We start from the raw sequence: 21,891 nt of genomic DNA, 5'->3' as shown, positions 1-21,891 counted from the left end.
CTGGGCCGGGAATATATCCGGGCAGATCGGAAAATGGCTTAACAATCAAATAATTGATCGCCACCACAGAGAACGGACTATAGGTTTCAATGATGGAACAAGTGCAGAAAGTGGAGCGTCGGCAATGTGATGTGCTGGTCATCGGTGGCGGCCCGGCGGGGTCGACCGTGGCACCGATGCTGGCAGAAAAAGGCTACCGGGTGGTTATCCTGGAAAAAGCCCACCATCCCCGGTTTCACATTGGCGAATCGCTGCTGCCGGCCAATCTTCCACTTTTTGAACGGATGGGTATTGCCGAGGACGTAATGGCAATCGGCATGCTCAAACCCGGTGCCGAATTTGTTTCTCCCAACCATGACATGTCCTCGGTTTTCAATTTTGCCGAAGCCTGGGACAAGTCGATGCCCCATGCCTATCAGGTCAAGCGGGATCAGTTCGATACGATCCTCATCCGCAACGCCGAGAAAAAAGGGGTTGAGGTGCACGAAGGCTGCAAAGCCAAGGCCGTCGATTTCCTGCCGGACAATACGGCGGCGATCCGCGCCGTGCATGATGATGGTCGCGAAACCGAATGGCAGGCCCGTTTTGTCGTTGATGCTTCCGGCCGCGATACCTTCCTGGCCAATCGTTTCCAGATCAAGCACCGCAATCCGAAACACAACAGTTCGGCGATCTATGGTCACTTCACTGGTGCACAGCGGCACGAAGGACGGGCCGAGGGCAACATCACCATTTTCTGGTTCGAGCACGGCTGGTTCTGGTTCATCCCCATGCAGAACGATGTCACCAGTATTGGTATGGTGACCTGGCCGTACTACATAAAGACCAAGGGTGAACGCTCCCTTGAGCAATTCCTGATGGATGGTTTTGCCCAATGTCCAAAGCTCACCATGCGCCTCCAGAACGCTAAGCTGGTCAATGAAGTCGAGGCGACAGGCAATTTTTCCTACGTTTCCGAACGCAATCACGGCAACAACTATGTGATGCTCGGCGATGCCTACGCTTTCATCGATCCGGTTTTCTCTTCGGGCGTGCTGCTCGCCATGAACAGCGGGGTTATCGCAGCCGAAGCCATTGATACCTGTCTCAAGACGCCGGCCAAGGCGCCGGCCGCCCTGAAGCGATTCGATGCGATGATGAAACACGGGCCGAAAGAATTCTCGTGGTTCATCTATCGCGTGACCAATCCGATCATGCGTGAATTTTTCATGGGGCCAAGGAACGTTTTTCGGGCCAAGGAAGCCGTGCTTTCCATGCTGGCCGGCGACATTTTTGGCAAAACGCCAATCTGGCGTTCGATCTGGGCTTTCAAGATGCTCTATTACATCGCCAACATCATGCAGCCGAAGCGGGCTTTCATGGGCTGGAAGCGTCGCCGTTTCAATATCCGTAAGGTCGACGACGCAGTCGTGTACAACGCATAGTGAATCTCGAGTTTGTATCTTCGCCATCTGTGGTTTCACGTGAAACCGGCAGGGAGCTCGGCGGCGCCATGGTTGGTGAGCCGACTGGTGGCATTCGCCCGGCCTGGCCGGAACAATCCGTTAAGGCTCCGTTACTCGGGGCCTGCACAGCAACCATTCATGAAGTCTGGTCAGTCGATCAGCCGCTGACCTCCGGACATAGCGAGGGGATCGCCTGGCGGCGCTCGGAGGGGCTGCTCTTCGGCGTGATTGAACTCCATGAAACGGATTTCACCAGTTCCGCCAATTGCTCTTCCCTGCAGGCGGCCAGCGAGGAAGCCTATCGCCGGATTTTCCGCTTGCTCGATGCGGAACAACTGCCCCATCTGTGGCGGGTTTGGAATTATCTGGCTGAAATCAATTTGGAAACAAATGGGCTGGAGCGTTATCGCCAGTTCAACATTGGTCGACAGGATGCCTTCCTTGAATGTCACCGTGGCGCGACGGGCAATGTCCCCGCGGCCTGTGCCATCGGCCTGGCTGGCAGTCCGCTGAGTATTGCCTTCATGGCTGGCCGGGCGCCGGCGGTTCCCCTCGAAAATCCGCGTCAGGTTAGTGCCTACAACTATCCGGCTGACTATGGTCCGCGCAGTCCGACTTTTTCGCGCGGTGCCCTGGCCTATCTCCCGGCTCAGGAACTGCTGTTCATTTCGGGCACGGCCAGTATTGTTGGCCACCAGACGGTTTCGCCGGGGGATGTCTCGGGGCAATGTCGTGAATCGATGGCCAACATCGCGGCGGTTGTTGATGAGGCCAACCGGCTGTGCCGTAGCAGCCCGTATATCCTGAGCGAACTTTCTTATCGGGTTTACGTGCGCCACGCTGCCGATTTCCCCTTGCTCAGGGAAGTGCTGATGCCCCTGATTGGTGATGCAGATGCGGTTTTCGTCCAGGCCGATATTTGTCGTAGCGACCTGTTGCTTGAAATCGAGGCGTTTGCCTCGCACACGCTGGAGAAAAGTTAATGGCCATGACCAAGCTCTATCGGAACGGTTTTCTGCTTGCTGCTTGTGCAGCGGTCATGACCACCGGCGTGCAGGCGGCAGAAGACCAGCCGCTTTGGGAAATCGGGGCTGGTGTCGCAGCCTTCAGTTTTCCTTCCTATCGCGGGTCTGACCAGAGCCACAATTTTTTGATGCCGGTTCCCCATTTCACCTATCACGGTGATTTTCTGAAGGCCGATCGTCAGGGTATCCGCGGCAGTTTTTTCGATTCTGACCGTATCGACCTGACGGTCAGCCTCGCTCTTTCGCCACCGGTCAGCAGCGATAACATCAAGGCGCGGGCCGGCATGTCCGATCTCAAGGCGACGTTTGAGGTTGGACCACAAGTTGATTTAACCGTATGGCGTTCCGACAATCGCGCCCGTTTCGTCAAAATACTGCTGCCGCTGCGGGCTGCGCTAACGGTCGAGGGGTCGCCACAGTCAATCGGCTGGGTTTTCCACCCTAAACTGAATGTCGACATTACCGACCTTCCCGGCATGGCTGGCTGGAATCTCGGCATGCTGGCCGGGCCGGTGTTCGGCGACAAGCGTCAGAACGCCTACTATTACACCGTGGCACCGCAATACGCGACGGCCGACCGAGCCGCCTATGAAGCCGGGGCCGGTTACGCCGGAACGCAGTTGCTTGCCTCCTTATCCAAGCGCTTTCCGACCTACTGGGTGGGTGGCTTTGTTCGCTACGACAACCTGAGCGGCGCCACCTTCGCCGACAGTCCATTGATTCGCAAGAAGGATTATCTTGCCGGCGGCATTGCCATTACCTGGGTTTTCGGCGAGTCATCGACCCGCGTCAAGGTCAATGACTGATCGGCGAGGCGTCGGCAATCCGCTTTGGATAGCCTACGAATATATCGCCATGGGCCTTGGCCTGGGCTCGCTGGCCGTGCTTTGCCTGATCTGGCTTCCCTGTGCCCTGCTCTTCCAGTTGGTGTTGCCACAGCGGATCAGCCAGCCATTCGGCCGCTGGATGATTTCATCTGCCTTCCGGATCTATCTGCAGATTCTCACGCTGTTTTGTGCCTGCCGTTTCGACCTGAAGGAGATTGACCGGTTGCGCGATGAGGGGCCACTGATCGTGGCGGCCAATCACCCCTCGCTGCTCGATGTCGTCATGATCATTTCCCGGCTTCCCAACGCCGTCTGCATCATGAAGGCATCGTTGATGGACAATATCCTGTTCGGCGCTGCCGCCCGCCTGGCCCGCTACATTCGAAACGATGCCGCGCTCGACATGATTATCGGCTCGCGCCAGGAGCTGGCTCAGGGGGCGCATCTGGTGATTTTCCCGGAGGGTTCGCGCACGCTCGACTTTCCGATCGGTCCCTGTTCTTCCAGCGTTGGTCTGATTTCCAATCGGAGCAAGGTGGCCGTGCAGACAATACTGATCGAGTTTTCGACCCCCTATCTCGGCAAGGCCTGGCCGCTCTTCCGGCGTCCCCAGCTGCCGCTGACCTGCCGTGTCCGTCTCGGTCGCCGCTTTCCGCCACCGACCAACCTCAAATCCTTCACTAGCGAGCTGGAAGGCTATTTTCGTAGTGAGTTGGGCGAGAATCCGACACCCAAGATGGCCCCCGCCGCCTGAAAAAAACACCACATGCCTGCTGTTTCAAAAACCCATCTCGTCCTCATTCCCAGCTATAACCCCGGAGCCAAGGTGGCCGTCACGGTGCGTAGTGCCCTGGCTCAGTGGTCGCCGGTCTGGGTCGTCGTTGACGGCAGCACGGATGGCAGCGTCGAAGCCTTGCAGGCCATGGCCACGACCGAGGCCGGGCTGCGCATCATTGTTCTGCCCGAAAATCGCGGCAAGGGTTCGGCGGTACTCGAGGGCATCAGCCTCGCCGCAGCTGAGGGTTTTACGCATGCCCTGACCATGGATTCGGACGGCCAGCATCCGGCCGAACTGATTCCTGCATTCATGGCCGCCTCGCAGGCCGAGCCTGCACACATGGTGCTGGGCAAACCGGTATTCGACGCCGATGCGCCGGCATTGCGCGTCAATGGCCGAAAAGTATCGAACGGCTGGGCCAATCTCGAAACGCTGTGGATGGGGATTGGTGATTCGTTGTATGGCTTTCGGGTCTATCCCATTCAGCCGCTGATCAAAATCATGCGGGCCAATCGTTTCATGCGTCGCTTCGATTTCGACCCCGAAGCCGTCGTCCGCTTGTGTTGGGCGGGTGTCCGGCCGATCAACATCGACGCGCCGGTACGCTATTTCCGGGCTGACGAAGGGGGTGTCTCGCACTTTAAATACCTGCGCGACAACACGCTGCTGACGTGGATGCACACCCGTCTCTTCATCGGTTTCGTGCTGCGCCTTCCGCTACTGGTTCTGCGCCGGTTGTCATGAATACGACGGAGATTTTCCTGATCGCCATGGCGATCATTTTTTCCGTGCCCTACCTTATCTGGCGCTTGGGGAAGACCGATTATTTCGCGCCTCTGGTCGTGGTCCAGATCATCACCGGCATTCTGCTCGGTCCGGGTATTCTCGGCCGGGTCTTCCCGGAGTATTACCAGTTCGTTTTCAATCCCACCGTGATCCAGTCCTTGAACGGCATTGCCTGGTGGGCGGTGATGCTTTTCGTGATGATTGCCGGCGTTGAACTTGATCTCAAGAAGGCCTGGGTGCACCGGCGTGAAAGCGGGATTACGGCCGGTCTGGCCTTGGGTGTACCCCTGCTTTTTGGCTGCACCGCTGCCGCCCTGATGCTCACGGTTGATGGCTGGATGGGGGCCAAGGCACTGACCTGGCAGTTCGTCGTTGGTGTCGGCATGGCCTGTGCCGTGACTGCCCTGCCCATCTTGATCCTGCTGATGGAAAAGCTCGATGTTCTCCGCCAGCCAATCGGCCAGCGCATTCTCCGCTACGCCAGTCTCGACGACATCGCGATCTGGGGGGTGCTGGCACTGATCCTGATGGATTGGCAGCGCATTGGTCGCCAGGGTGCGTTTCTTCTGATCTTTACGGTTTCTGCCTGGTTGTTCCATCGGCTGATGGCACGAATACCCGAGCGTGATCGCTGGTATGTCGCGCTGATCTGGCTGGCCACCGTTTCCTTTGGTGCCGACTGGGCCGGGCTGCACTTCATGGTCGGCGCCTTCCTGGCTGGTGCGAGCATGGAAGCCGCCTGGTTCGATCAGGAAAAAATGGATCAACTGCGGCATCACGTACTGCTCGTCGTAATGCCGGTCTTTTTCCTGTCCACTGGCCTTCGTACCAACTGGAATGTCGGTGGATTCGCTGTCTTCATCGCCGCTGCCCTGCTGCTGTCCGCCTCAGTCAGCGGCAAACTGATCGGCGTGCGGATCGCCGGGAGAATTCTCAACTGGGCGCCGGGTGAAGCCAGCATCATCGGCTGGCTGCTCCAGACCAAGGCGTTGATCATGATTATTTTTGCCAATATTCTGCTCGACAAGCAGATCATCACCAGCGAAACCTTCACCGCCCTGCTTCTGATGGCTGTGCTCAGCACCATGCTGACGGTCCCTCTGGTGGCCCCGAAACTGGCGCGACTCAAGTCATTAATCGGGCGCTCGGCTTAAGGAGAGGTGTATGGCTTACCTAGCCAGTTATTCGGAAGTAGCACCAGATCGGGCTGAAATTGATGTCATGCCCGGTATGGTGCTGATCGAGTTTGGTGTCGACTGGTGTCCTCATTGCCAAGGGGCGCAGCCGTTCATCGAGGCGGCGCTGGGCGAGTTCTCCACGTTGCCCCATCTCAAGGTCGAGGATGGCCCTGGCCGCAGGCTCGGGCGGAGTTTTCGGGTCAAGCTGTGGCCGACGTTGATTCTGCTACGCGATGGTCAGGAAATTGGCCGCGTCGTGCGCCCGGCCAATGTCCGGGAAATCAACGAACTGTTACTTAGCTGAAAGTTTTAAGGCTGGCCGACAGCGGCCTGCGGGGTTTGCTATTAGTCAGCTTCAGATCATCCCACCGTTGATCGAGAGGACCTGGCCGGAAATATAGGCTGCCCTTTCAGAGGCGAGGAAGGCGACGAGATCGGCCACTTCTTCCGGCTGACCAGCCCGCTGCATCGGTACCAGATTCTTGATGGTTGCTGCATCGAAGCTGCCTTCGATCATGTCGGTGGCGATGATGCCAGGGGCCACGGCATTAACCGTGATGCCGCGGCTGGCCAGTTCGAGCGCCAGTGATTTGCTGGCGGCATGCAGGGCGCCCTTGGCGGCTGAATAATTGACCTGGCCGCGGTTGCCGGTGATGCCGGCAATCGACGAAATATTGATGATGCGGCCCCAGCGGGTACGGATCATCGGTAAGGTCAGCGGCTGGGTGACGTTGAAAAATCCGTTCAACGAAACGTCGAGGACGGTATGCCATTGCTCGGCGCGCATGCCGGGAAAAACCGCATCGGCATGGATGCCGGCGTTGTTGACCAGGATCTGGATGGTCCCGTTTTCGAGCAGATTTTCCAGCGCGGCGGCCGTAGCGGCCCGTTCCGTCACGTCGAAGGTCACGGATTCGGCGCTGCCACCGTTGGCGACGATGTCGGCGACGACGGCTTCGGCCTTTTCGCGGCTGCGGTTGGCGTGGACGATGACGTGATGCCCATCGGCTGCCAGACGCCTGCAGATTGCGGCGCCGATGCCGCCGCTGCCGCCGGTAACGAGTGCGCGTTTCATCGATATTCCTTGATTACGGCTGCCGCCCAATGGCCGCAGCATCGAGCACGACGGCGGCACGCCCTTCGAGCAGGCAATTGCCGGCGTGGCTGAGCGAGAACTGGTAGAGGATGTTGTTGGTGTCACCCGACAGGCGCTCGGCCTGAACATCAAGCTCGCCCGGCAGATCATCGAGTCGGGCAACGTGCAGGGTGACGCTGCGGACGCTGGTCAGGTAGCCCTGGCGCGGCTGGTCATCAACATTGGCGAGCAGGGCACCGTGGATGGCCATTGCCTGGGCGGCATACTCGATTCCATTGGCCGCACCAAGCCGGCCTTCGGCGCGTAGCGGATTGCTGGTGTCGGTGTGGCTGGTGGCACGGCAGGCAATACGGCCTTCTGACCATTCCAGCACTGTATCGAGAAGGCACATCTGGCCCTGATGTGGAATGTGGGCGGCGATCCAGCAATGGTCGCGCTTCATGGAAGCAGCCGGGGCGCTCAGCACGGCAGGATTTCCACCTTCAATTGCAGCGGTGGCAGGTAGTCGAGGCATACGCTACCGGCTTCACCACGGGCCAGTTTTTGCAGCAGCGGCAGGGCGCGGAGAGCCGGAATCGACGTCCGCAAAGACTCCAGTGCTGGGTCGGCCAGCGGCATGGCCGGGGTGCTATCGGGAAGCACCGAAATGGATGCAAGCGAGCGCTCACTGCGTTGGTAGGTTAGCAGCAGTGCGACACCAGCGACGTCGGGCACAGGACGCTTGGTGAACAGTGGTTCCGGGTATTCGCTATCGTAGGCGATCAGCAGGGTTGCTTCCCGGTCGACCATGACCTGTCCGAGAGCGTCGATCAGACCGGCACCGAAGCTCGCATCGTAGGCGCAGAGAACCTGGCATGGCGCCATCGAACCGGTAGCGATGCCCCAGTATCCGGCGGCAGCATTGTGGACCGAGTTGTGGAAGCGGGTCGGCGAAATCTGGCGGTCCTCGGTGGCCAGTTGCTCGCACAGCGCATGGCAGTTGTGCCCGTCAGCCCCGGAGGCGGAAAAAACCGTGGCCAAGCTCCCCACGTCAGCGCCGGCTTGGGCTGCTGCTTCGAGACCGAGGGCCAGGGTCAGCTTGACGACGCGGCTGGCCCGACGGCGTTCGGCCGGCGGCAGAAGGCTGGGGGCAGGCAGCAGCGAGGGAGCGGCGGTCAGCCCTTGCTCGCCGCGCAATACGGCACGGGCGGTCGGCCAGTCGGGCAGGCCGGGGGCAAGGAATCCGATGCCTTCGATCCAGGCGGTCATAGGCTTGTTCATGGGGCAACACCGAGAATCAGACTGCAATTGCTGCCGCCAAAGCCGAAGGAGTTGGTCAGGGTGCGACTCGCCTTTCCGTCACTGCTCTTCAACAGGTAATCGAGAGGAATCGCCGGGTCGAGGTTTTCAGTGCCTGGACTGCCGGGCAGAAAACCCTCGGTCAGCGTCAAGGCGCAGATGATTGCTTCAACCGCACCGGCCGCACCCAGAGTATGGCCGGTCGCCCCTTTGGTTGAACTGCAGGGTACGCGATCACCGAACAGCGCGCTGACCGCCTTGCCTTCGGCGGCATCATTGGCCGGTGTCGAGGTGCCGTGCAGGTTGATGTAGTCAATCTGGCCGGCGGTCATTCCGGCCGAGCGCAGGGCTGCGGCCATGGCCATTTTGGCCCCCAGCCCTTCCGGGTGGGGGGAGGACATGTGATAGGCATCGCTCGATTCGCCGGTACCGAGCAGCAATACCGAGCCGGTGGCCGGGCTGGCGCAGCGTTCGAGTAGCGCAAAGGCGGCACCCTCGCCGACTGAAATGCCATTGCGGGCCGCATCGTAGGGCCGGCAAGGATCGGCCGATGTGAGCTGGAGCGAGGCGAAACCATAGAGGGTGGTCAGGCATAACGTATCGACGCCGCCTACAATGGCCGCATCGATATTGCCGAGTTCAAGCTGACGGGCCGCCGCGGCGAAGACCTTGGCGCTCGACGAGCAGGCGGTCGAAATCGCCATCGCCATGCCTTCCAGTCCGAAATAGTCGCGGGTGAATTCGACCAGCGAGAAGGAGTTGTGCGTCGTGCGGTAATGAAAATCGTCAGGCAATGCGCCGCTTGCCGGATCGCGCCGGCGGTAAGCCAGTTCGGTCTGCAAAATGCCCGCCGTGCTGGTACCAAGAAAGATTCCGACCCGTGTCCTGCCGTAGCGGCCAATAGCTGCGCGCACAGACTCGGCGAAGCCATCCGTCTCCAGCCCCATCTGCGTCAGCCGGTTGTTGCGGCAATCGTATCTGGCCAGCGCTACCGGCAGCTTCTCGTTGTCGACCGCCGCTACCTCACCCATCCAGGTATCGAGCTGAACGGTCTCGAAAGCACAGGGCACCAGCCCGCTCCTTCCATTACGCAAGGCATCGCGCATGGCATCAAGGCCGCGGCCGAGGCAGGTAGTGGCGGTGTAGGCGGAAAGCAGCAGCGGAGTCACGGCGAGGCCCGAGATGATGTGAATTGAATTTTACCAGAGGGGGCGGTGTCGGATGGTGCAATACAGCTTGCCGGAATACAGTCACAGTATCGAAGTTTCATGTTCCGTATGTTTAATCGGGTTTGTTTTGGCGTGTCATCTGAATTGGGTGTGATCGAGATGAAGAGATTCAAGAACTGGCTTGTACTGGCATCGTGTCTTGTTGCATCGCTGGTGTATGGCGAGACCGAGCCAAAAGTGGTCGATATCCCAACCCGACCGGGTGTGACGCAACGCCTGCTGGTCTTGGCACCGCCCTCGCCGAAGGCTGCGGTGATTCTCTTTGCCGGTGGGCACGGGGGCTTGCAGATTGGCACGGATGGTTCATTCGGCTGGGGCAAGGGCAATTTCCTGATACGCAGCCGGCAACTGTTTGTCGATCAGGGACTGCTCACGGTGATCATCGATGCGCCGTCTGATCGGCTGTCATTTCCCTATTTGAGTGGTTTCCGCCAGGGTGCGGAGCACGCGGCGGATGCCCGGGCGGTGATCGCCTGGGTTCGCCAGCAGACGGGCTTGCCGGTGTGGTTGATCGGCACCAGTCGCGGTACGCAGTCAGTCGCGGCAGTCGCGACGCGCCTGAACCGGACGGACGGGCCGGATGGCCTGGTGCTGACGGCGACCATCCTGACTGACCCAAAGGCGCCTGCGGTACCGGCCATGGCGCTCGATCAGCTGACTATTCCAGTGCTCGTCGTGCATCACGAGCAGGATGCTTGCAGCCATTGTGCATACAGCGAGATCCCGGGCCTGATGCGGAAGCTTGCCGACTTGCCGCGCAAGCAATTGCTGTCGTTTGGTGAGGGTATCAGTCGAGGTGATCCATGCGAGGCGATGGCCTATCACGGGTTCAACGGCATCGAGCGCGACGTGGTCGGGCAGATTGTCGCCTGGATGGTGGCCCGGTGATGGTCGATGATTATTGGCTGTTATACCGGGTCAGGCAGATTCGATAACGACCTTCGACACGTTTGGCGAACCATTCGGTGGTCAACTTGCGGGTGATTTTTGGACTTTTCAGGTCGATCTGCGGCATGGCCTGCCTGGCCATGGGTTTTCCATTCCGCTCGGCCAACTCGAAAACGCGGTTGTAGAGCGGGCTGCGGCCGAAGGCCATGGATTTTTCGAGGAGCAGGTCACGGCGGATCTGCGGACGGCTCATGTCGAGTCGGCCGGCGATGCCGATGGCGACCTCCTCGACGCTACTCGCCAGCGTCGCCGGTTTGCCGTCTTCGTAACGCAGCAGGTCGCCATCCGGCGCCAGCGGTTTGCCGGATATCCTGCCGAGCGCCAGTTGGAAGGCGGCATTGCGGCTGCTGTAGCGGCCGGCGTTGAAGTCGGCGAAGCGGTAGACGATGTTGTCGTACGGCACTTCATAGTCGAGCAGGATGGCGCTGCCGAAATAGACGCCACCGCGCCGTGTGAACACTTCGTCGCGGACCTTTTTCGGCATCGGGTAGGGGTAGTCGCGTTCCTTGACGTGTTGCGTCGCGAACTCGATGCTGACCTGCATCGGGCCACCGGTACGCACCGGATTGTAGTCGGCGAATAGCTGGCGGCCGAAGGGCAGTTCGCCAATCATGTCCTCGAACAGGCTGTTGATCTGTCGCTCGGACTTCAAGGCATCGATGCGTTCGTTATAACTCCTGCCATCGGGCGAGGTCTTGCTCAGGGCTGCGGTAACGATGAGCGAGGGCACGCCATAGCGGCCGGCCCGGCTTTCCAGTTCGCGGCGGACGATGGCCGGCAGGCCGGGTACCACTGGGTCGGCCTGGAAAGTCGACTCCTGCTCAATGATGGCGATGGCGGCGCAATAAGTCTGGGTGGCGTGTGGCACTTCCAGGGTCTTGAAAGCGGTATGCAGGTCATTGGCCCAACCTGGCCGGTCTTTTGCCGACGCAGGGATGAGCTGGACGATGCGCTTTTTGACCTCGGCTTCGGGCAGAGAGGTCGGCCACGCCGTGGCTGTTTTGCCGTCGGCCCGGCGTGCCATGTCGGGGGGCAGTGCGCCGCCCTCCTCGCCGCCTTCGTCGAACGTCGAGCAACCGGCCAGCATGGCGAGCATGGCTGCGGCGACGAGGGGCAGGCGGTTGGGCCGGGTCACTGTGTCAGGCCGGGACGCGGCAAACGAGCATGACGTTGGCGAAGGGTTTGCCGGCGTTCATCGGGTCCGTCTCGACCGTGAAACCGATGCTTTCAAGCAAGGCGATCCACTCGGTCAGGGTGCGGCAATGGAGGCGGGGCAGGCGGTGGCCACGCATGAACGTGACTGCGTGGTCGACCCAGTTGCACAGGTGATACGGCAGGCCGGCCGAGGCGTCACCGACCCGGGTAAGGAACAGGCCGCCGGCCGGCAGCGCTGAGCGGATGCGCATGATCACGTCTTTCTGGTGGGCATGATCGACATAGTGCAAGGCATCGAGGATGGTGATGACATCGGCGCTGCCGAAGTCCGCTTTGGTCATGTCGCCCTGCTCGATGCGGAGGATGGTGTGGTCGGAGCCGAAGGCCCGAACGGCACGGTCGACATCCTTCTGCATCAACTCGATGCCCCGCAGTTGCAGTGGCTTGGGGGGCGCTGGCCAGCCCTTCGGCCAGTGGCCGGTTTCATAGAGCTTGCGGGCGGCAAGCAGCCAGGAAAACAGGCTGCCCTGGCCGCAGCCAAGGTCGAGGTAACGGCCTTCGGCAGGGAAAAGGCCGCGTCTGAGAATTTCCCGGAAGATGCTGTCGGAGGACAGCTTGCCGCGCGCGTAGTGATAGGCAAAATGACCGCTGCTGGCGAACGGCCGGCTGGCTTCATCGAGGAGTTTGCGAAGGATGGTTTGGCTCATGGGATGGCATCGGGCAGCGTGACGGGCTGGAGCCGACGTTCGCTGAGCAGGGCAAGAAGGCGTGGCAGGACGACGAGGATGACCGGCTGACCTGCCGGTGTGCGGGCAGCATGGCCATCGTGCAGAAGCAGGATGTCACCGGGCCCGAGGTCGCGGCTCAGGCGCTGGAAAACCGTGTCCGGGTTCCCGCAGCGGGTGTCGTAGGCGCGGCGCGTCCAGCTGGCGAGCCTCAGGCCGAGGCTATGCAGGACGGGGTCGAGGAAGGGATTGCGTAGCCCGGCCGTGGCGCGAAAGTAGCGCGGTGCCCGGCCGGTAATTTCGGTGAAGGTGGCCTGGGCAGCGGCAATGTCGGCCTTCATGCGGCCGGGGCCGAAGGTGGCAAAGGCTTTTGAATGCGCATCGCCATGGTTTTCAAGCTGGTGGCCCCGGGCGACGATTTCCTGGCAGAGCGCGGGGTTTTCCCTGGCCCGCCAGCCAATACAAAAGAAGGTGGCCTTGGCCTTGTGGACATCGAGCAGGTCGAGCACGCGTGGAGTGATTTCGGGGTCTGGACCGTCGTCGATGGTGATGGCCACTTCGCGGCGGGCGGCGGCGCTGGCCGGCAGGCGGGTCAGGTTGGCCCCGAGCAAGGTCGTGCGCGGGAGCAGACCGGCGGTGGTGATGATCACGTGATTGACGATCAGCGCCCCGAGCGCCCACGGCCAGAGGGACGGCGACACGAGGCAGCCGACCACGGCGGCGGCATGTGTGGCGAGTGTCATCTTGATGGCGAGGGGTGGCTTCCAGGGGGTCGGCATGTCAGGTGGCAAAATATCCGAGATCGAGGAAATGTTCCCACAAAAGCTGCCAGACCGGCCACTCGTGGCCGCCTGGGATGGTTTGCCGGGCAGGTGTCGGGAAACGTCCGGCGATGGTCGCCATGCCATCGGCGAAGCGGTCTTCGGTGCCATAGCCGATAAAGGCCGGCAGATTGACAGGCACCTGTTTGAGCCAGCGATAGACGCGGAATTCGGGGTCGTCCAGTTGTTCGGCGGTGGGTATCCAGGCGTCGATGCCGCCAGCGTTGGCGATGGGTTTGGTCGTCAGCCGACTGCCGGGATAGGGTGCGATCAGGCACAGGCCATCGATAGTACCGGGCCGGTCGGCATTCAGGCTCAGGGTCAGCAGGCCGCCAAGCGAGATGCCGCCCAACCAGACGCGCTCGTGGTTTTGGCGGACGGGCAGCACGATCTGGTCAAAGACGTCGGCGACGGCACTACCCTCGGAAATCGTGTCGAGGTCGAGCTCGACCGCGGCGATGTCGAGCTTCAGGCGGCGTCGCTCGACGGCACTGAAAAACCCTGCCTCGACAAAATCTTCCGGTTTCATGTATGCACCGGGCAGCAGCACGACCAGGTCCGGGGCGCCGGTTTCACGGCGCAGCGTACGCAGTGGGCGGCTCATGCCAGGGTTTCACGTGGAACGAAGGCGGCCGACAGGAGCAAGGCGAGAACGGCACCCGGTCCGACCGTGATGCCGACGGCGTGCAGTACCGGGACGCTGGACAACGCGAGTGTGCCGAAGCCGATGGCAGTGGTCAGGTTGGCGATGGCCATCGAGGCCAGGGTTGACGGATCGAGGTGGTGCTCGCTCCCGGCTCGGTCGAAGAACAGGGCGTAATTGGAGCCGACGGCGACGATCAGTAGCATGCCGATCAGGTGCAGCAGATGCAGTTGTTCACCAGCCAGATGAATGCCGGCGATAACGATGACGACGGAGAGCAGCAAGGGTAGCAGGACGGCGCCGAGACGACGGGCCGAACGCAGCGTGACGGCGAGCAGAGCGACGATGGCGACGAAGCCGGCCAGCGAAAGCAGGGTCGCTTCATCGAGATAGTCGTTGTAGAGCCGGTCGAACTCGAACTTCATATCGATGAACAGCGCCCCGCTATCGGCAAGGGCTGCCCGTACCGGTTCGATATCGATGTCTATTCCCTTGTCGCCGGCCGGGGGACGCAGTGGCAGCAGCACACTCCAGCTATCCGTTCGTTGCAGCAGCAGCGAGTCGACGGCCAGCGCGAGGCTGGTGCCGTTCAGCGATGCGCGGGTGAGGTCGCCCTGCTCTTTCGCTAGTGCGACATCGTCGAGGAAGCCCCCGAGTTTGACTGCAGCGAGCGGGGAGTCGGCCTGCGCAGCTTGCAGGCGCGGTCGCAATTCGTCGGTGCTCGGCAGACTGGCGCGGCGGCTGGCCTGCATGGTCAGGCTGGGCAGGAAGCGGGCCGGGCTATCGTAGCCGCCGAGGATGCCCTGGGCGACCAGGGCATCGAGCTGCTGCCCTGCCCGTTCGGCCGCCTGCAGCGCGGCTTCGCGGCTAGCCGCCGTAATCACCGCCATGTAGCGCGAATCGGGCGCGCCGATATCGGCGCGCAGGGCATTGTCGGTGGCGCCATCTTCAGTGCTGACCGTACTCAGTGCCGACAGGTTGGGGTGCCACAGATGTTCGCGGTCGACGACGAGCACAGCTGCCGCGGCAGCTGTCAGCAAGATGATAGGCCAGCGCAGGCGGCGCAGCGCCCGGATGGCAGAATTGAGCGGCGGTGCGAGGTGACTCAGGTCGCGTATCGGATGTTCGTCGCCGGCCAGATCCGGCAGGATGAAGCGGGTGACGAGTGCGGCGGTGAGGACGCCGCTCAGGGCATAGAGGCCGAGTTGGGCGAGGCCCGGGAAACCCGAGAAAAGCAGCGCGGCGAAGCCACAAATCGAGGCTAATACGCCGAGCCGGACGGTCGGCCAGAAATGTTTTCGCCATTCATCGGCACCGAGCCGGCCGGACTGGACGAAGTAATAGATCGAATAATCGACGGCCTCTCCGATCAGTGCCGAGCCGAAGCCGACGGTAATGCCGAAAACGGTGCCGTAAACGAGGCTGACGGCGACGATGCCGGCCAGTGCGCCGCTGACTACGGGCAGCAGGCCGAGGGTCAGGAGCCGGGCTGAGCGATAGACGAAGAAAAGCACGGCGATGATGGCCAGAGTGCTGATCAACGAAAGGCGGCTGACTTCGCTCTTGATCGTTTCCCGCGATTTCACGGCAAAGAGGCCGGGTCCGGAAAGCCGCATGCCGGCCTCGCTGAAGCCGGCCTCCTGGGCGCTTTGAGCAAATTGCTGGTGGATCGTCGCGATGGCCTGCTCCTGCCCGTCGGTATCGGAGCCGAGAGCGGCCGTCTGGATCAGGAGCATCGCCCGATCGCCGTCACGCGAGGCCCAGACGCCTTCACGTGCATTCGGTTGGGCGCCGGCGTTGAGGCCGGAGAGCAGCTCGATCATTTCGCCGGTCGGATCGCGCGGCAGCAGCGGTTTTATCATCATGCCAGCCGGTGAAGCGAGGAGATCGACGCTGCTGGCGATGCTGTCGCGCAGGCCATCGACCGTGAAGCGTTCTGGCGTCACGGCCGGGCTGAGCAGGTAGCGGTGGCGGAACAGGAAGTCGCGGTCGGCATCGAGGCTGCCGGCTTCACCGTTCTGGACCGCTACAAATTCGGACATCTTCGCCAGTCGACTGCGCAACTGGCGTGAAACGGCGGCGCGCTGGGCAGCCTCACCACCTTCGATAGCCACCATCAGGAGGCGCGAGACAACCCCCTCTTTCAACTGGTCGACCAGCACCTGTTGCTCGGCGCTCGGCCTGGCCGGGAGGAAGAAGGACATGTCGGCCGAAAAGCGGCTGTTCCAGACGATGACCGACCCGGCTGCCATGGCCAGCAGCCAGAACAGAAAAGCGCGGATGGCCGGCCGGCTCATTTGATCTCGATGGCTTCCATGGTGAGCAAGGAACGGTCGCCGTCGGCCTGCAGGTACTCGATGCTGCGGATCAGGCCCTTGTTGCCGCTCACCGTGATGCGCAGGACCAGCGTCGCGATTTTCTGGTCACTGGGCAACAGAGTAAGCACCCACTTGTCTGAATTACCCGATAAATGAAGGGCGTAATTTTTCTCGAGTGCCGCACGGTTACCGGATAGGGTGCCCCGGATGCTGTCGACGAAAGCCAGCGCCTCGGGCTGGTTGGCGAGATTGATAGTCAATTTCTGCTTTTCACGCTCGATTGACAGCATGTCTTTGTCGAGCAGCAGTGTTTCCACTTTGGGCAGCAGGGTCCGTTTTTCCAGGCGATCGGGCGCCGTGTAGCTCATTTCCCCGGATGACACGACAGGCTTGTCGAGCAGCGAGATGTATTTTTTCTCGATGAATCTGGCCTTCCCCCCTTTGTTTCGCGCCAGGTCGGTCATCAGCTGGCCGACATCGAAGGCGGCTGTGGCAGGCAGGGCGAGGGCCAGCAAAAAGAGGCCGCCGAGGAGACGTTTGATCATTTTTTCTGCCAGAAATCGAAGAAATTGAACCAGTTGTAGGGGGCGCGCTGACAATAATGCGTCAGTTTGTCGGCGTAGCCCTGCATGGCGGCATGAATCGCGGTATCGCGCTCTTCGCGGGAGGTCTGCGAGAAATCGGCGAGCGGTTCGAAATGCAGCTGGTAGCGGTTGCCACCCAGATACAGGCCGGTCATGAAAAAGACGGGACGGCGCAGCATGGCGGCCATGCGGAAGGGGCCGAGCGGAAACGGCGCCGGTTTGCCGAGAAAATGGCAGTCCATCGTCGCATCGTCGCCCAGTCCGCGGTCGGCGAGCATGCCGACCAGATAGCCCTCATCGAGCCGGTCGCGGGCCTGCAGCATCGAATCCATGCGACCGAGCGGGATGATGTCCTGGCTTGCCGCCGGATTGATCGCTTCGAGTGTGGCATTGATCATGCGGGCATTTTCCTCGTACATCATCATCGCGATACGTAGCCCCCGCTGCCCTCGCCCGACCGCCCGGAGAACCTCGAAACTGCCGAGGTGGGCACCGAGCAGCAAAGCGCCCGGGTGTTCTTCGGCGGCCTTCTGAACGGCCGCGCTACCGATGATTTCGATGTCGAACAGTTCGAAACGGTCGTTGAGCAGGTAAATCCGGTCGTGAATCGTGCTGGCGAACGAAAATATATGCTGAAAACCGTCAGACCACTGCGACCAGCGGCCGAGCGCAAGGTTCAGGTAGTTCCGGCTGAAGCGCCGGGCGCGCGGCGCAAACAGCACGTAGTAGGCAGCTATGCCATAGAGGACGACGCGGCCGATGCGCCGGCCGAAGGTTAGCGAAATCCACACCATGAGCTTGAGGATGGCGAGATTGCTGCGTTCCTGCTGGCGCATCCAGTCGGCGTCAGTTGGGTCTTTTTCGCTCATGGCACGGCACGGGTCAGGCTGCCGGAGGCAATATCGCGCTCGCCCGTCCGCACGGTGAAGGCGATTGCCCCTCTTGGGCTCGTCGATAAAGCGAAAGTGAGCGCTTCCTCTGGTCCGACGGGGCTGAAAAACTTGGCATTGCCGACCTGCCAGTTCAACCCGCTCGTGCCGAGCATCGCTTCGGCAAACAGGATGGCGCGGTCCAGCAGTACGACGCCCGGCACGATGGGCCGGCCGGGAAAGTGGCCGGCAAAGGCCGGATGATCGGCCGGAACGGTCCAGTCGTATTCAGCGCCCGTCATGGCTGACCTTGTCGGCATAGAGCGCCTGCAGTTCGCTGCGCGGCAGCTTGCCCGTACTGTTGCGGGGCAGTGTATCGACGAGGACCAGCGGCCGGGGCAGGAAAAGCGCATCGATGCGCTGGCGCAGTGCGAGAGTGACTTGTCGGGCGCTGAGGTCGGGGGCGACGACGAAGGCGGTGAGGCGGGTGATGCCGTCCGGATCTTCGTCGTCGGGCAGGAAGAAGGCGCCATCGACGACGCCCGGAATGGCGCCAAGTTGATGATTCAGATAGGCCAGCGAGGTTCGCTTGCCGGCGATGTTGATGAGGTCGGCTTGGCGACCGTGCAGCAGGAAGCGCCGGTCAGGCAGGAGTTCGATCAGGTCGGACAGTGCGACGCAGCCTTCGACATGGCCATCGCAGGCGATTGTTTCATCGCCATCCTGCCTCAGGCGGACGCCCGGCAGCAGCGTCCAGGCAGCGCCCTCGGTGGTCCGCCGGGTGGCGAGCTGGCCCGATTCGGTCGACCCGTAAATTTCCAGCATGGGCGCGCCGGTTCGCCTTTCGGCTTCGCTGGCCAGTGCGGTGGAGAGTGCCGCTGTGGCAGAAAGCAGCTTGTCGACCGGCGGCAGATCGATGCCCGCGGAGAGTAGTGCCGACAGGTGAAACGGCGTTGTCACTAGCAGGCGGGGCTGTGGCACGGCATCCAGGGCGCTGGCGATATCCTGGGGATAGAACGGCTTGCCGGACCAGAAGGCACAGCCGCCATGGAGGGCGAGCAGAAAGGTCGATTCGAAGCCGTAACTGTGCTGAACGGGTACCGTGCCGACGATGGCGTGTGGCTGGCGATCAAGGCCGAGGGCAATGGCTTCGGCGCAGCCGTTGGCGACCAGTTTTCCCCAGGTTTTGCGCTGCGCCTGCGGGAGGCCGGTTGAACCTGAGGTGAACAGAATGGCGGCGAGGTGGTCGGCTGAAATCTGCGGGATGGTGAGGTCCCCAGTCAGCGAAGTTTGGGGCCTGACCCGGAGAGTCGGAATCGCCGGAAAGTCGATGCGTGGCAAGCCCAGCGTCTCGGAGGGGCCGTCACAGAGACAGACCAGATCCGGGTGTTCTGCCTGCAGTCGGGTGAATGTTTCGGCCGATTGGGATGATGGCTGCAGGCTGGTCATGCCGCGAAGCAGGCCAGCGGCAAAGCCGACGGCGAAGCGGTAACGGTCATGACAAAGGTTGAGCAGATGCCCTGCTGCCGGCAACTGTTCGCTTAGCCAGCGAACATCGGCGAGATAGTCGCCAACGCTGACTGGTCCATCGGTGTTCCAGGCAAAGACAGCATCGAGATTGCTGTGGGCGAACAGGGGGATGCCCGTCATAATGGATTGGCCGGCTGACTGGGCGTATCGATCCGTGCCTCCGCGTCGCGCAGCTTGTTGCGCATGCGGTAGGCACCGATGACCTGAGCGAAGCTCGGTCGCTCTTCCGGCGGTAGCACCTGCAGCCGCCAGAGGTGTTCGCCGATGAACATGGCGGCAAGCAGGGGTGCCGACAGCAGGTTGGCGAAAACCGACCAAACGGTGGCTGGGGCAAATAGCCAGAGGATTGCCGAGATCAGTGCATTGGTCAGGAAAAACAGCGTCCAGGCCAGGGTCGCCTGACGGGTGTGGCGGCGTTTAAGTTCGGACAGATCACCATCGTGGACGGCACGCGCTAGTTGGGTGATGAGGGCTTCACCATCGCCAAGCAGGCTGCGCCCGAACAGGGTGGCGAGCGCCAGATTGGTGCCGATGTGCTGGATGAAAAAAAGCAGCGCAATGTTATTGCGCAAGATGGGCCACAGCCAGGCCAGGCAACCGAGCAGGACGACCACAGCGGCACCAGTCCGCAGTGGATGGTGGTTGCGCCAGAGGAGCAGGCTGAGTGCTGCAAGGATCGGGGCCAGGGCGATCATGACCGAGAGATCGGGCGTGCCTTCGCCGGCGCTGCTGATATGGGCAAGGACAGCCCAGATGGTGATAAAGACGACCACGGCCAGGCCGCGCAGCAGCGGGGCCGGGGAAAGGGTCATTTGGTCCGCTGGCTGGCGATGTGCCCGGACAGGGCGCGCAGCGAGGAGAAGATGCGCAGGTTGTCCTCGTTGTCGGATTTAAGCTGGAAACCGTATTTTTTTGAAATGACCAGGGCGATTTCGAGCACGTCAATCGAGTCGAGGCCGAGGCCTTCGCCGAACAGCGGGGCATCCGGTTCGATTTCGGCGGCGGGCATGTCGAGATTGAGCGCCGAAACGATCAATTCGGCAACTTCCGGCAACAGGGCTTCGATGATTTCGGGAGAAATGGCGTCAGACATGGCGGGGCATCCGTTGGGGTTACTCGTTGACAGCACGGAACGCGAGGACCGCGTTGCTGCCACCGAAAGCGAAGGAATTGGAGAGTGCGGCGCGCAGGGGCTGGCTGTGCCGTGCTGCGGTGACATGGTCAACCCCGGCACAGGCCGGGTCGAGCTGGTCGAGATGGGCGGTGGGCGGGATGCTCTGCTGGCGCAGGGCGAGCACTGTGACGATGGCTTCGATGGCGGCCGAAGCACCGAGCAGATGCCCGTGCATCGATTTGGTGGCGCTGACGGCTAGTGTTGCAGCGCGGTCACCGAAAACCGCCTTGAGTGCCGCTATTTCGACCGGGTCCCCTTCGGCGGTTGCCGTGCCGTGGGCGTTGACGTAATCAATATCGCTGGCCTCCAGTCCGGCATCGGCCAGGGTTAGCCGGATGGCGCGAATCTGCCCGTCGGCTTCCGGGCGGACCAGATGGGTATGGTCGCAGGTCGTGCCGTAGCCGACGATCTCCCCGTGGATGCGAGCACCGCGGGCGGTGGCATGATCCCAGTCTTCGAGGACCAGTGCCGCCCCGCCCTCGCCGAGAACCAGGCCCCGCCGATCAGCCGAGAACGGCCGGCAGGCCGATGGCGACGTTTCGCTGTTGCCCGGCGCCATGACACGCAAGGCTTCCCAGGCGCGGGCAACGCCATAAGCCTGCGGTACATCCGAGCCGCCCGTCAGCATCACCGTTGCTTCGCCGCTGCGGACGCGGCGGAAGGCTTCGCCAATGGCAATGGCCGATGAGGCGCAGGCTACGGTGTGGCTCATGCTGACGCCGCCCAGGCCAAACTGGATCGACATATGGGCGTTGGCGCCATTGTTCATGCCGAGAACGACGGTCAGTGGCGACAGTCTTTCGCGGCCGCGCTGCCAGAGTTCGCGGTAGCCTTTCTCATAGGCCATCGTGCCGCCGAGTGCGGTGCCCCAGGCCACACCCCAGTCGCTACGGCATTCGTCGCCGGGCTGACGCGACAGGTCGGCATCATCCCAGGCGTTGAAGGCGGCAGCCAAGCCGAACTGTGCGAAACGGTCCATCATGCTGGCCTGCGGTTTGCCGAGCACGGTATCGGGGTCGAAACCGGGACACGTGACGAAAGGCATCGACAGCGGCCGCGGCACGTCGTCGGTCAGCAGGTAGCCGACGGCCGATTCGCCGGCACACAGGCGTGTGAAGAAATCAGTGAGGTCGCCGCCATAAGGACTGACCAGCCCGAGGCCAGTAATCGCCACCCGTCGCTGGCTCATGGCTCAGCTCTTCGACTTGGCGATCAGGCCGTCCATCAGCGTCACCATCTCGCCAACGGTCCGGGGAGTTTTCAGGTCGCGGGAGAGCTTGATGCCGTAGCGGTCCTCGAATTCGAACATCAATTCGAGCATCATCAGCGAGTCGACGCCAAGCTCCGCCAGGGCCGCGCCGGGAACGACATTGCCCGGCTCGACGGCGAGACGGTCCTGGAGAAAATCACGAATCAGGCCAATGGATTCCATAGCCTGCCAATTTTAGCTGAATGCCCATGTTTTCCAAAGGTTTTACCCTA

Annotated in this window: 25 protein-coding genes; 8 read left to right on the top strand and 17 right to left on the bottom strand. The window is 61.7% G+C overall.

The window, feature by feature from the left end; all coding sequences use genetic code 11:
* Positions 1-89: 89 nt before the first annotated feature.
* From HYN24_RS15680 to HYN24_RS15650, 7 genes are read left to right on the top strand one after another with little or no spacing between them, the layout of a single operon-like run.
* Positions 90-1,424, top strand: coding sequence for an NAD(P)/FAD-dependent oxidoreductase (locus tag HYN24_RS15680; protein ID WP_117610131.1), 1,335 nt, complete (start codon positions 90-92; stop codon positions 1,422-1,424).
* Positions 1,424-2,428, top strand: coding sequence for a hypothetical protein (locus HYN24_RS15675; RefSeq protein WP_117610130.1), 1,005 nt, complete (start codon positions 1,424-1,426; stop codon positions 2,426-2,428). The genes HYN24_RS15680 and HYN24_RS15675 overlap by 1 nt, the downstream gene beginning before the upstream one ends.
* Positions 2,428-3,276: a MipA/OmpV family protein gene (locus HYN24_RS15670; protein WP_117610129.1), complete on the top strand. Its 849-nt coding sequence runs from the start codon at positions 2,428-2,430 to the stop codon at positions 3,274-3,276. Before HYN24_RS15675 ends, HYN24_RS15670 begins: the two co-directional genes overlap by 1 nt.
* On the top strand, positions 3,269-4,051 hold the full coding sequence (locus tag HYN24_RS15665; protein ID WP_117610128.1) for a 1-acyl-sn-glycerol-3-phosphate acyltransferase: 783 nt from the start codon (positions 3,269-3,271) through the stop codon (positions 4,049-4,051). The genes HYN24_RS15670 and HYN24_RS15665 overlap by 8 nt, the downstream gene beginning before the upstream one ends.
* A gap of 12 nt (positions 4,052-4,063) precedes the next feature.
* Positions 4,064-4,819: a glycosyltransferase family 2 protein gene (locus tag HYN24_RS15660; protein ID WP_117610127.1), complete on the top strand. Its 756-nt coding sequence runs from the start codon at positions 4,064-4,066 to the stop codon at positions 4,817-4,819.
* Positions 4,816-6,015 carry a cation:proton antiporter gene (locus HYN24_RS15655; RefSeq protein WP_117610126.1) on the top strand — a complete coding sequence of 400 codons (1,200 nt, stop codon included), beginning with the start codon at positions 4,816-4,818 and terminating at the stop codon, positions 6,013-6,015. The genes HYN24_RS15660 and HYN24_RS15655 overlap by 4 nt, the downstream gene beginning before the upstream one ends.
* 10 nt (positions 6,016-6,025) lie before the next feature.
* On the top strand, positions 6,026-6,343 hold the full coding sequence (locus HYN24_RS15650; RefSeq protein ID WP_117610125.1) for a thioredoxin family protein: 318 nt from the start codon (positions 6,026-6,028) through the stop codon (positions 6,341-6,343).
* Between the two features lie 51 nt (positions 6,344-6,394).
* Here HYN24_RS15650 and fabG read toward each other — a convergent pair whose 3' ends face one another.
* From fabG to HYN24_RS15630, 4 genes are read right to left on the bottom strand one after another with little or no spacing between them, the layout of a single operon-like run.
* Positions 6,395-7,114, bottom strand: coding sequence for a 3-oxoacyl-ACP reductase FabG (gene fabG, locus HYN24_RS15645; protein WP_117610124.1), 720 nt, complete (start codon positions 7,112-7,114; stop codon positions 6,395-6,397).
* A 13-nt stretch (positions 7,115-7,127) separates the two neighbouring features.
* On the bottom strand, positions 7,128-7,601 hold the full coding sequence (locus HYN24_RS15640) for a hotdog family protein (RefSeq protein WP_240327695.1): 474 nt from the start codon (positions 7,599-7,601) through the stop codon (positions 7,128-7,130).
* Positions 7,595-8,395 (bottom strand): beta-ketoacyl synthase chain length factor, encoded by an 801-nt coding sequence (locus HYN24_RS15635; protein ID WP_117610123.1) that lies wholly within the window; start codon positions 8,393-8,395, stop codon positions 7,595-7,597. The genes HYN24_RS15640 and HYN24_RS15635 overlap by 7 nt, the downstream gene beginning before the upstream one ends.
* Entirely contained in the window at positions 8,392-9,582 is a 1,191-nt protein-coding gene (locus HYN24_RS15630; protein ID WP_117610122.1) for a beta-ketoacyl-[acyl-carrier-protein] synthase family protein, read from the bottom strand. Before HYN24_RS15630 ends, HYN24_RS15635 begins: the two co-directional genes overlap by 4 nt.
* Positions 9,583-9,681: 99 nt before the next feature.
* Between HYN24_RS15630 and HYN24_RS15625 the strand changes: the two genes are divergently transcribed.
* Positions 9,682-10,530: an alpha/beta hydrolase gene (locus HYN24_RS15625; RefSeq protein ID WP_205421408.1), complete on the top strand. Its 849-nt coding sequence runs from the start codon at positions 9,682-9,684 to the stop codon at positions 10,528-10,530.
* A gap of 10 nt (positions 10,531-10,540) precedes the next feature.
* Here the strand turns inward: HYN24_RS15625 and HYN24_RS15620 are convergent, their stop codons facing one another.
* The 13 genes from HYN24_RS15620 to HYN24_RS15560 are packed head-to-tail and all read right to left on the bottom strand — an operon-like array spanning position 10,541 to position 21,841.
* Positions 10,541-11,725, bottom strand: a complete 1,185-nt coding sequence (locus HYN24_RS15620) for a DUF1615 domain-containing protein (RefSeq protein WP_240327694.1) — start codon at positions 11,723-11,725, stop codon at positions 10,541-10,543.
* Between the two features lie 4 nt (positions 11,726-11,729).
* The gene (locus tag HYN24_RS15615; RefSeq protein ID WP_117610120.1) at positions 11,730-12,452 is read right to left on the bottom strand and encodes a cyclopropane-fatty-acyl-phospholipid synthase family protein; all 723 of its coding nucleotides are present in this window, start codon (positions 12,450-12,452) and stop codon (positions 11,730-11,732) included.
* Positions 12,449-13,249, bottom strand: a complete 801-nt coding sequence (locus tag HYN24_RS15610; protein WP_117610119.1) for a polysaccharide deacetylase family protein — start codon at positions 13,247-13,249, stop codon at positions 12,449-12,451. Before HYN24_RS15610 ends, HYN24_RS15615 begins: the two co-directional genes overlap by 4 nt.
* A gap of 1 nt (position 13,250) precedes the next feature.
* A complete protein-coding gene (locus HYN24_RS15605; protein WP_117610118.1) occupies positions 13,251-13,895 on the bottom strand; it encodes an alpha/beta fold hydrolase in 645 nt (214 codons plus the stop codon).
* On the bottom strand, positions 13,892-16,231 hold the full coding sequence (locus HYN24_RS15600; protein ID WP_117610117.1) for an MMPL family transporter: 2,340 nt from the start codon (positions 16,229-16,231) through the stop codon (positions 13,892-13,894). The genes HYN24_RS15605 and HYN24_RS15600 overlap by 4 nt, the downstream gene beginning before the upstream one ends.
* Complete coding sequence (locus tag HYN24_RS15595; protein WP_117610116.1) at positions 16,228-16,797, bottom strand: LolA-related protein; 570 nt, start codon at positions 16,795-16,797, stop codon at positions 16,228-16,230. Before HYN24_RS15595 ends, HYN24_RS15600 begins: the two co-directional genes overlap by 4 nt.
* A complete protein-coding gene (locus HYN24_RS15590) occupies positions 16,794-17,705 on the bottom strand; it encodes an acyl-CoA synthetase (RefSeq protein WP_117610115.1) in 912 nt (303 codons plus the stop codon). Before HYN24_RS15590 ends, HYN24_RS15595 begins: the two co-directional genes overlap by 4 nt.
* Positions 17,702-18,007, bottom strand: a complete 306-nt coding sequence (locus tag HYN24_RS15585) for a hypothetical protein (protein WP_117610114.1) — start codon at positions 18,005-18,007, stop codon at positions 17,702-17,704. Before HYN24_RS15585 ends, HYN24_RS15590 begins: the two co-directional genes overlap by 4 nt.
* Positions 17,994-19,355, bottom strand: coding sequence for an AMP-binding protein (locus tag HYN24_RS15580; RefSeq protein ID WP_117610113.1), 1,362 nt, complete (start codon positions 19,353-19,355; stop codon positions 17,994-17,996). Before HYN24_RS15580 ends, HYN24_RS15585 begins: the two co-directional genes overlap by 14 nt.
* Positions 19,352-20,047 (bottom strand): hypothetical protein, encoded by a 696-nt coding sequence (locus tag HYN24_RS15575; RefSeq protein WP_205421407.1) that lies wholly within the window; start codon positions 20,045-20,047, stop codon positions 19,352-19,354. Before HYN24_RS15575 ends, HYN24_RS15580 begins: the two co-directional genes overlap by 4 nt.
* On the bottom strand, positions 20,044-20,328 hold the full coding sequence (locus HYN24_RS15570) for a phosphopantetheine-binding protein (RefSeq protein WP_117610112.1): 285 nt from the start codon (positions 20,326-20,328) through the stop codon (positions 20,044-20,046). Before HYN24_RS15570 ends, HYN24_RS15575 begins: the two co-directional genes overlap by 4 nt.
* A gap of 19 nt (positions 20,329-20,347) precedes the next feature.
* Positions 20,348-21,598 carry a beta-ketoacyl synthase gene (locus HYN24_RS15565; RefSeq protein ID WP_117610111.1) on the bottom strand — a complete coding sequence of 417 codons (1,251 nt, stop codon included), beginning with the start codon at positions 21,596-21,598 and terminating at the stop codon, positions 20,348-20,350.
* 3 nt (positions 21,599-21,601) lie between these two features.
* Complete coding sequence (locus HYN24_RS15560; protein ID WP_117610110.1) at positions 21,602-21,841, bottom strand: acyl carrier protein; 240 nt, start codon at positions 21,839-21,841, stop codon at positions 21,602-21,604.
* Positions 21,842-21,891: the final 50 nt, after the last annotated feature.

This window comes from Dechloromonas sp. HYN0024, assembly GCF_003441615.1.
In the GTDB taxonomy this organism is placed as follows: Bacteria; Pseudomonadota; Gammaproteobacteria; order Burkholderiales; family Rhodocyclaceae; genus Azonexus.
This window is presented reverse-complemented; position numbering and strand designations above follow the sequence as displayed.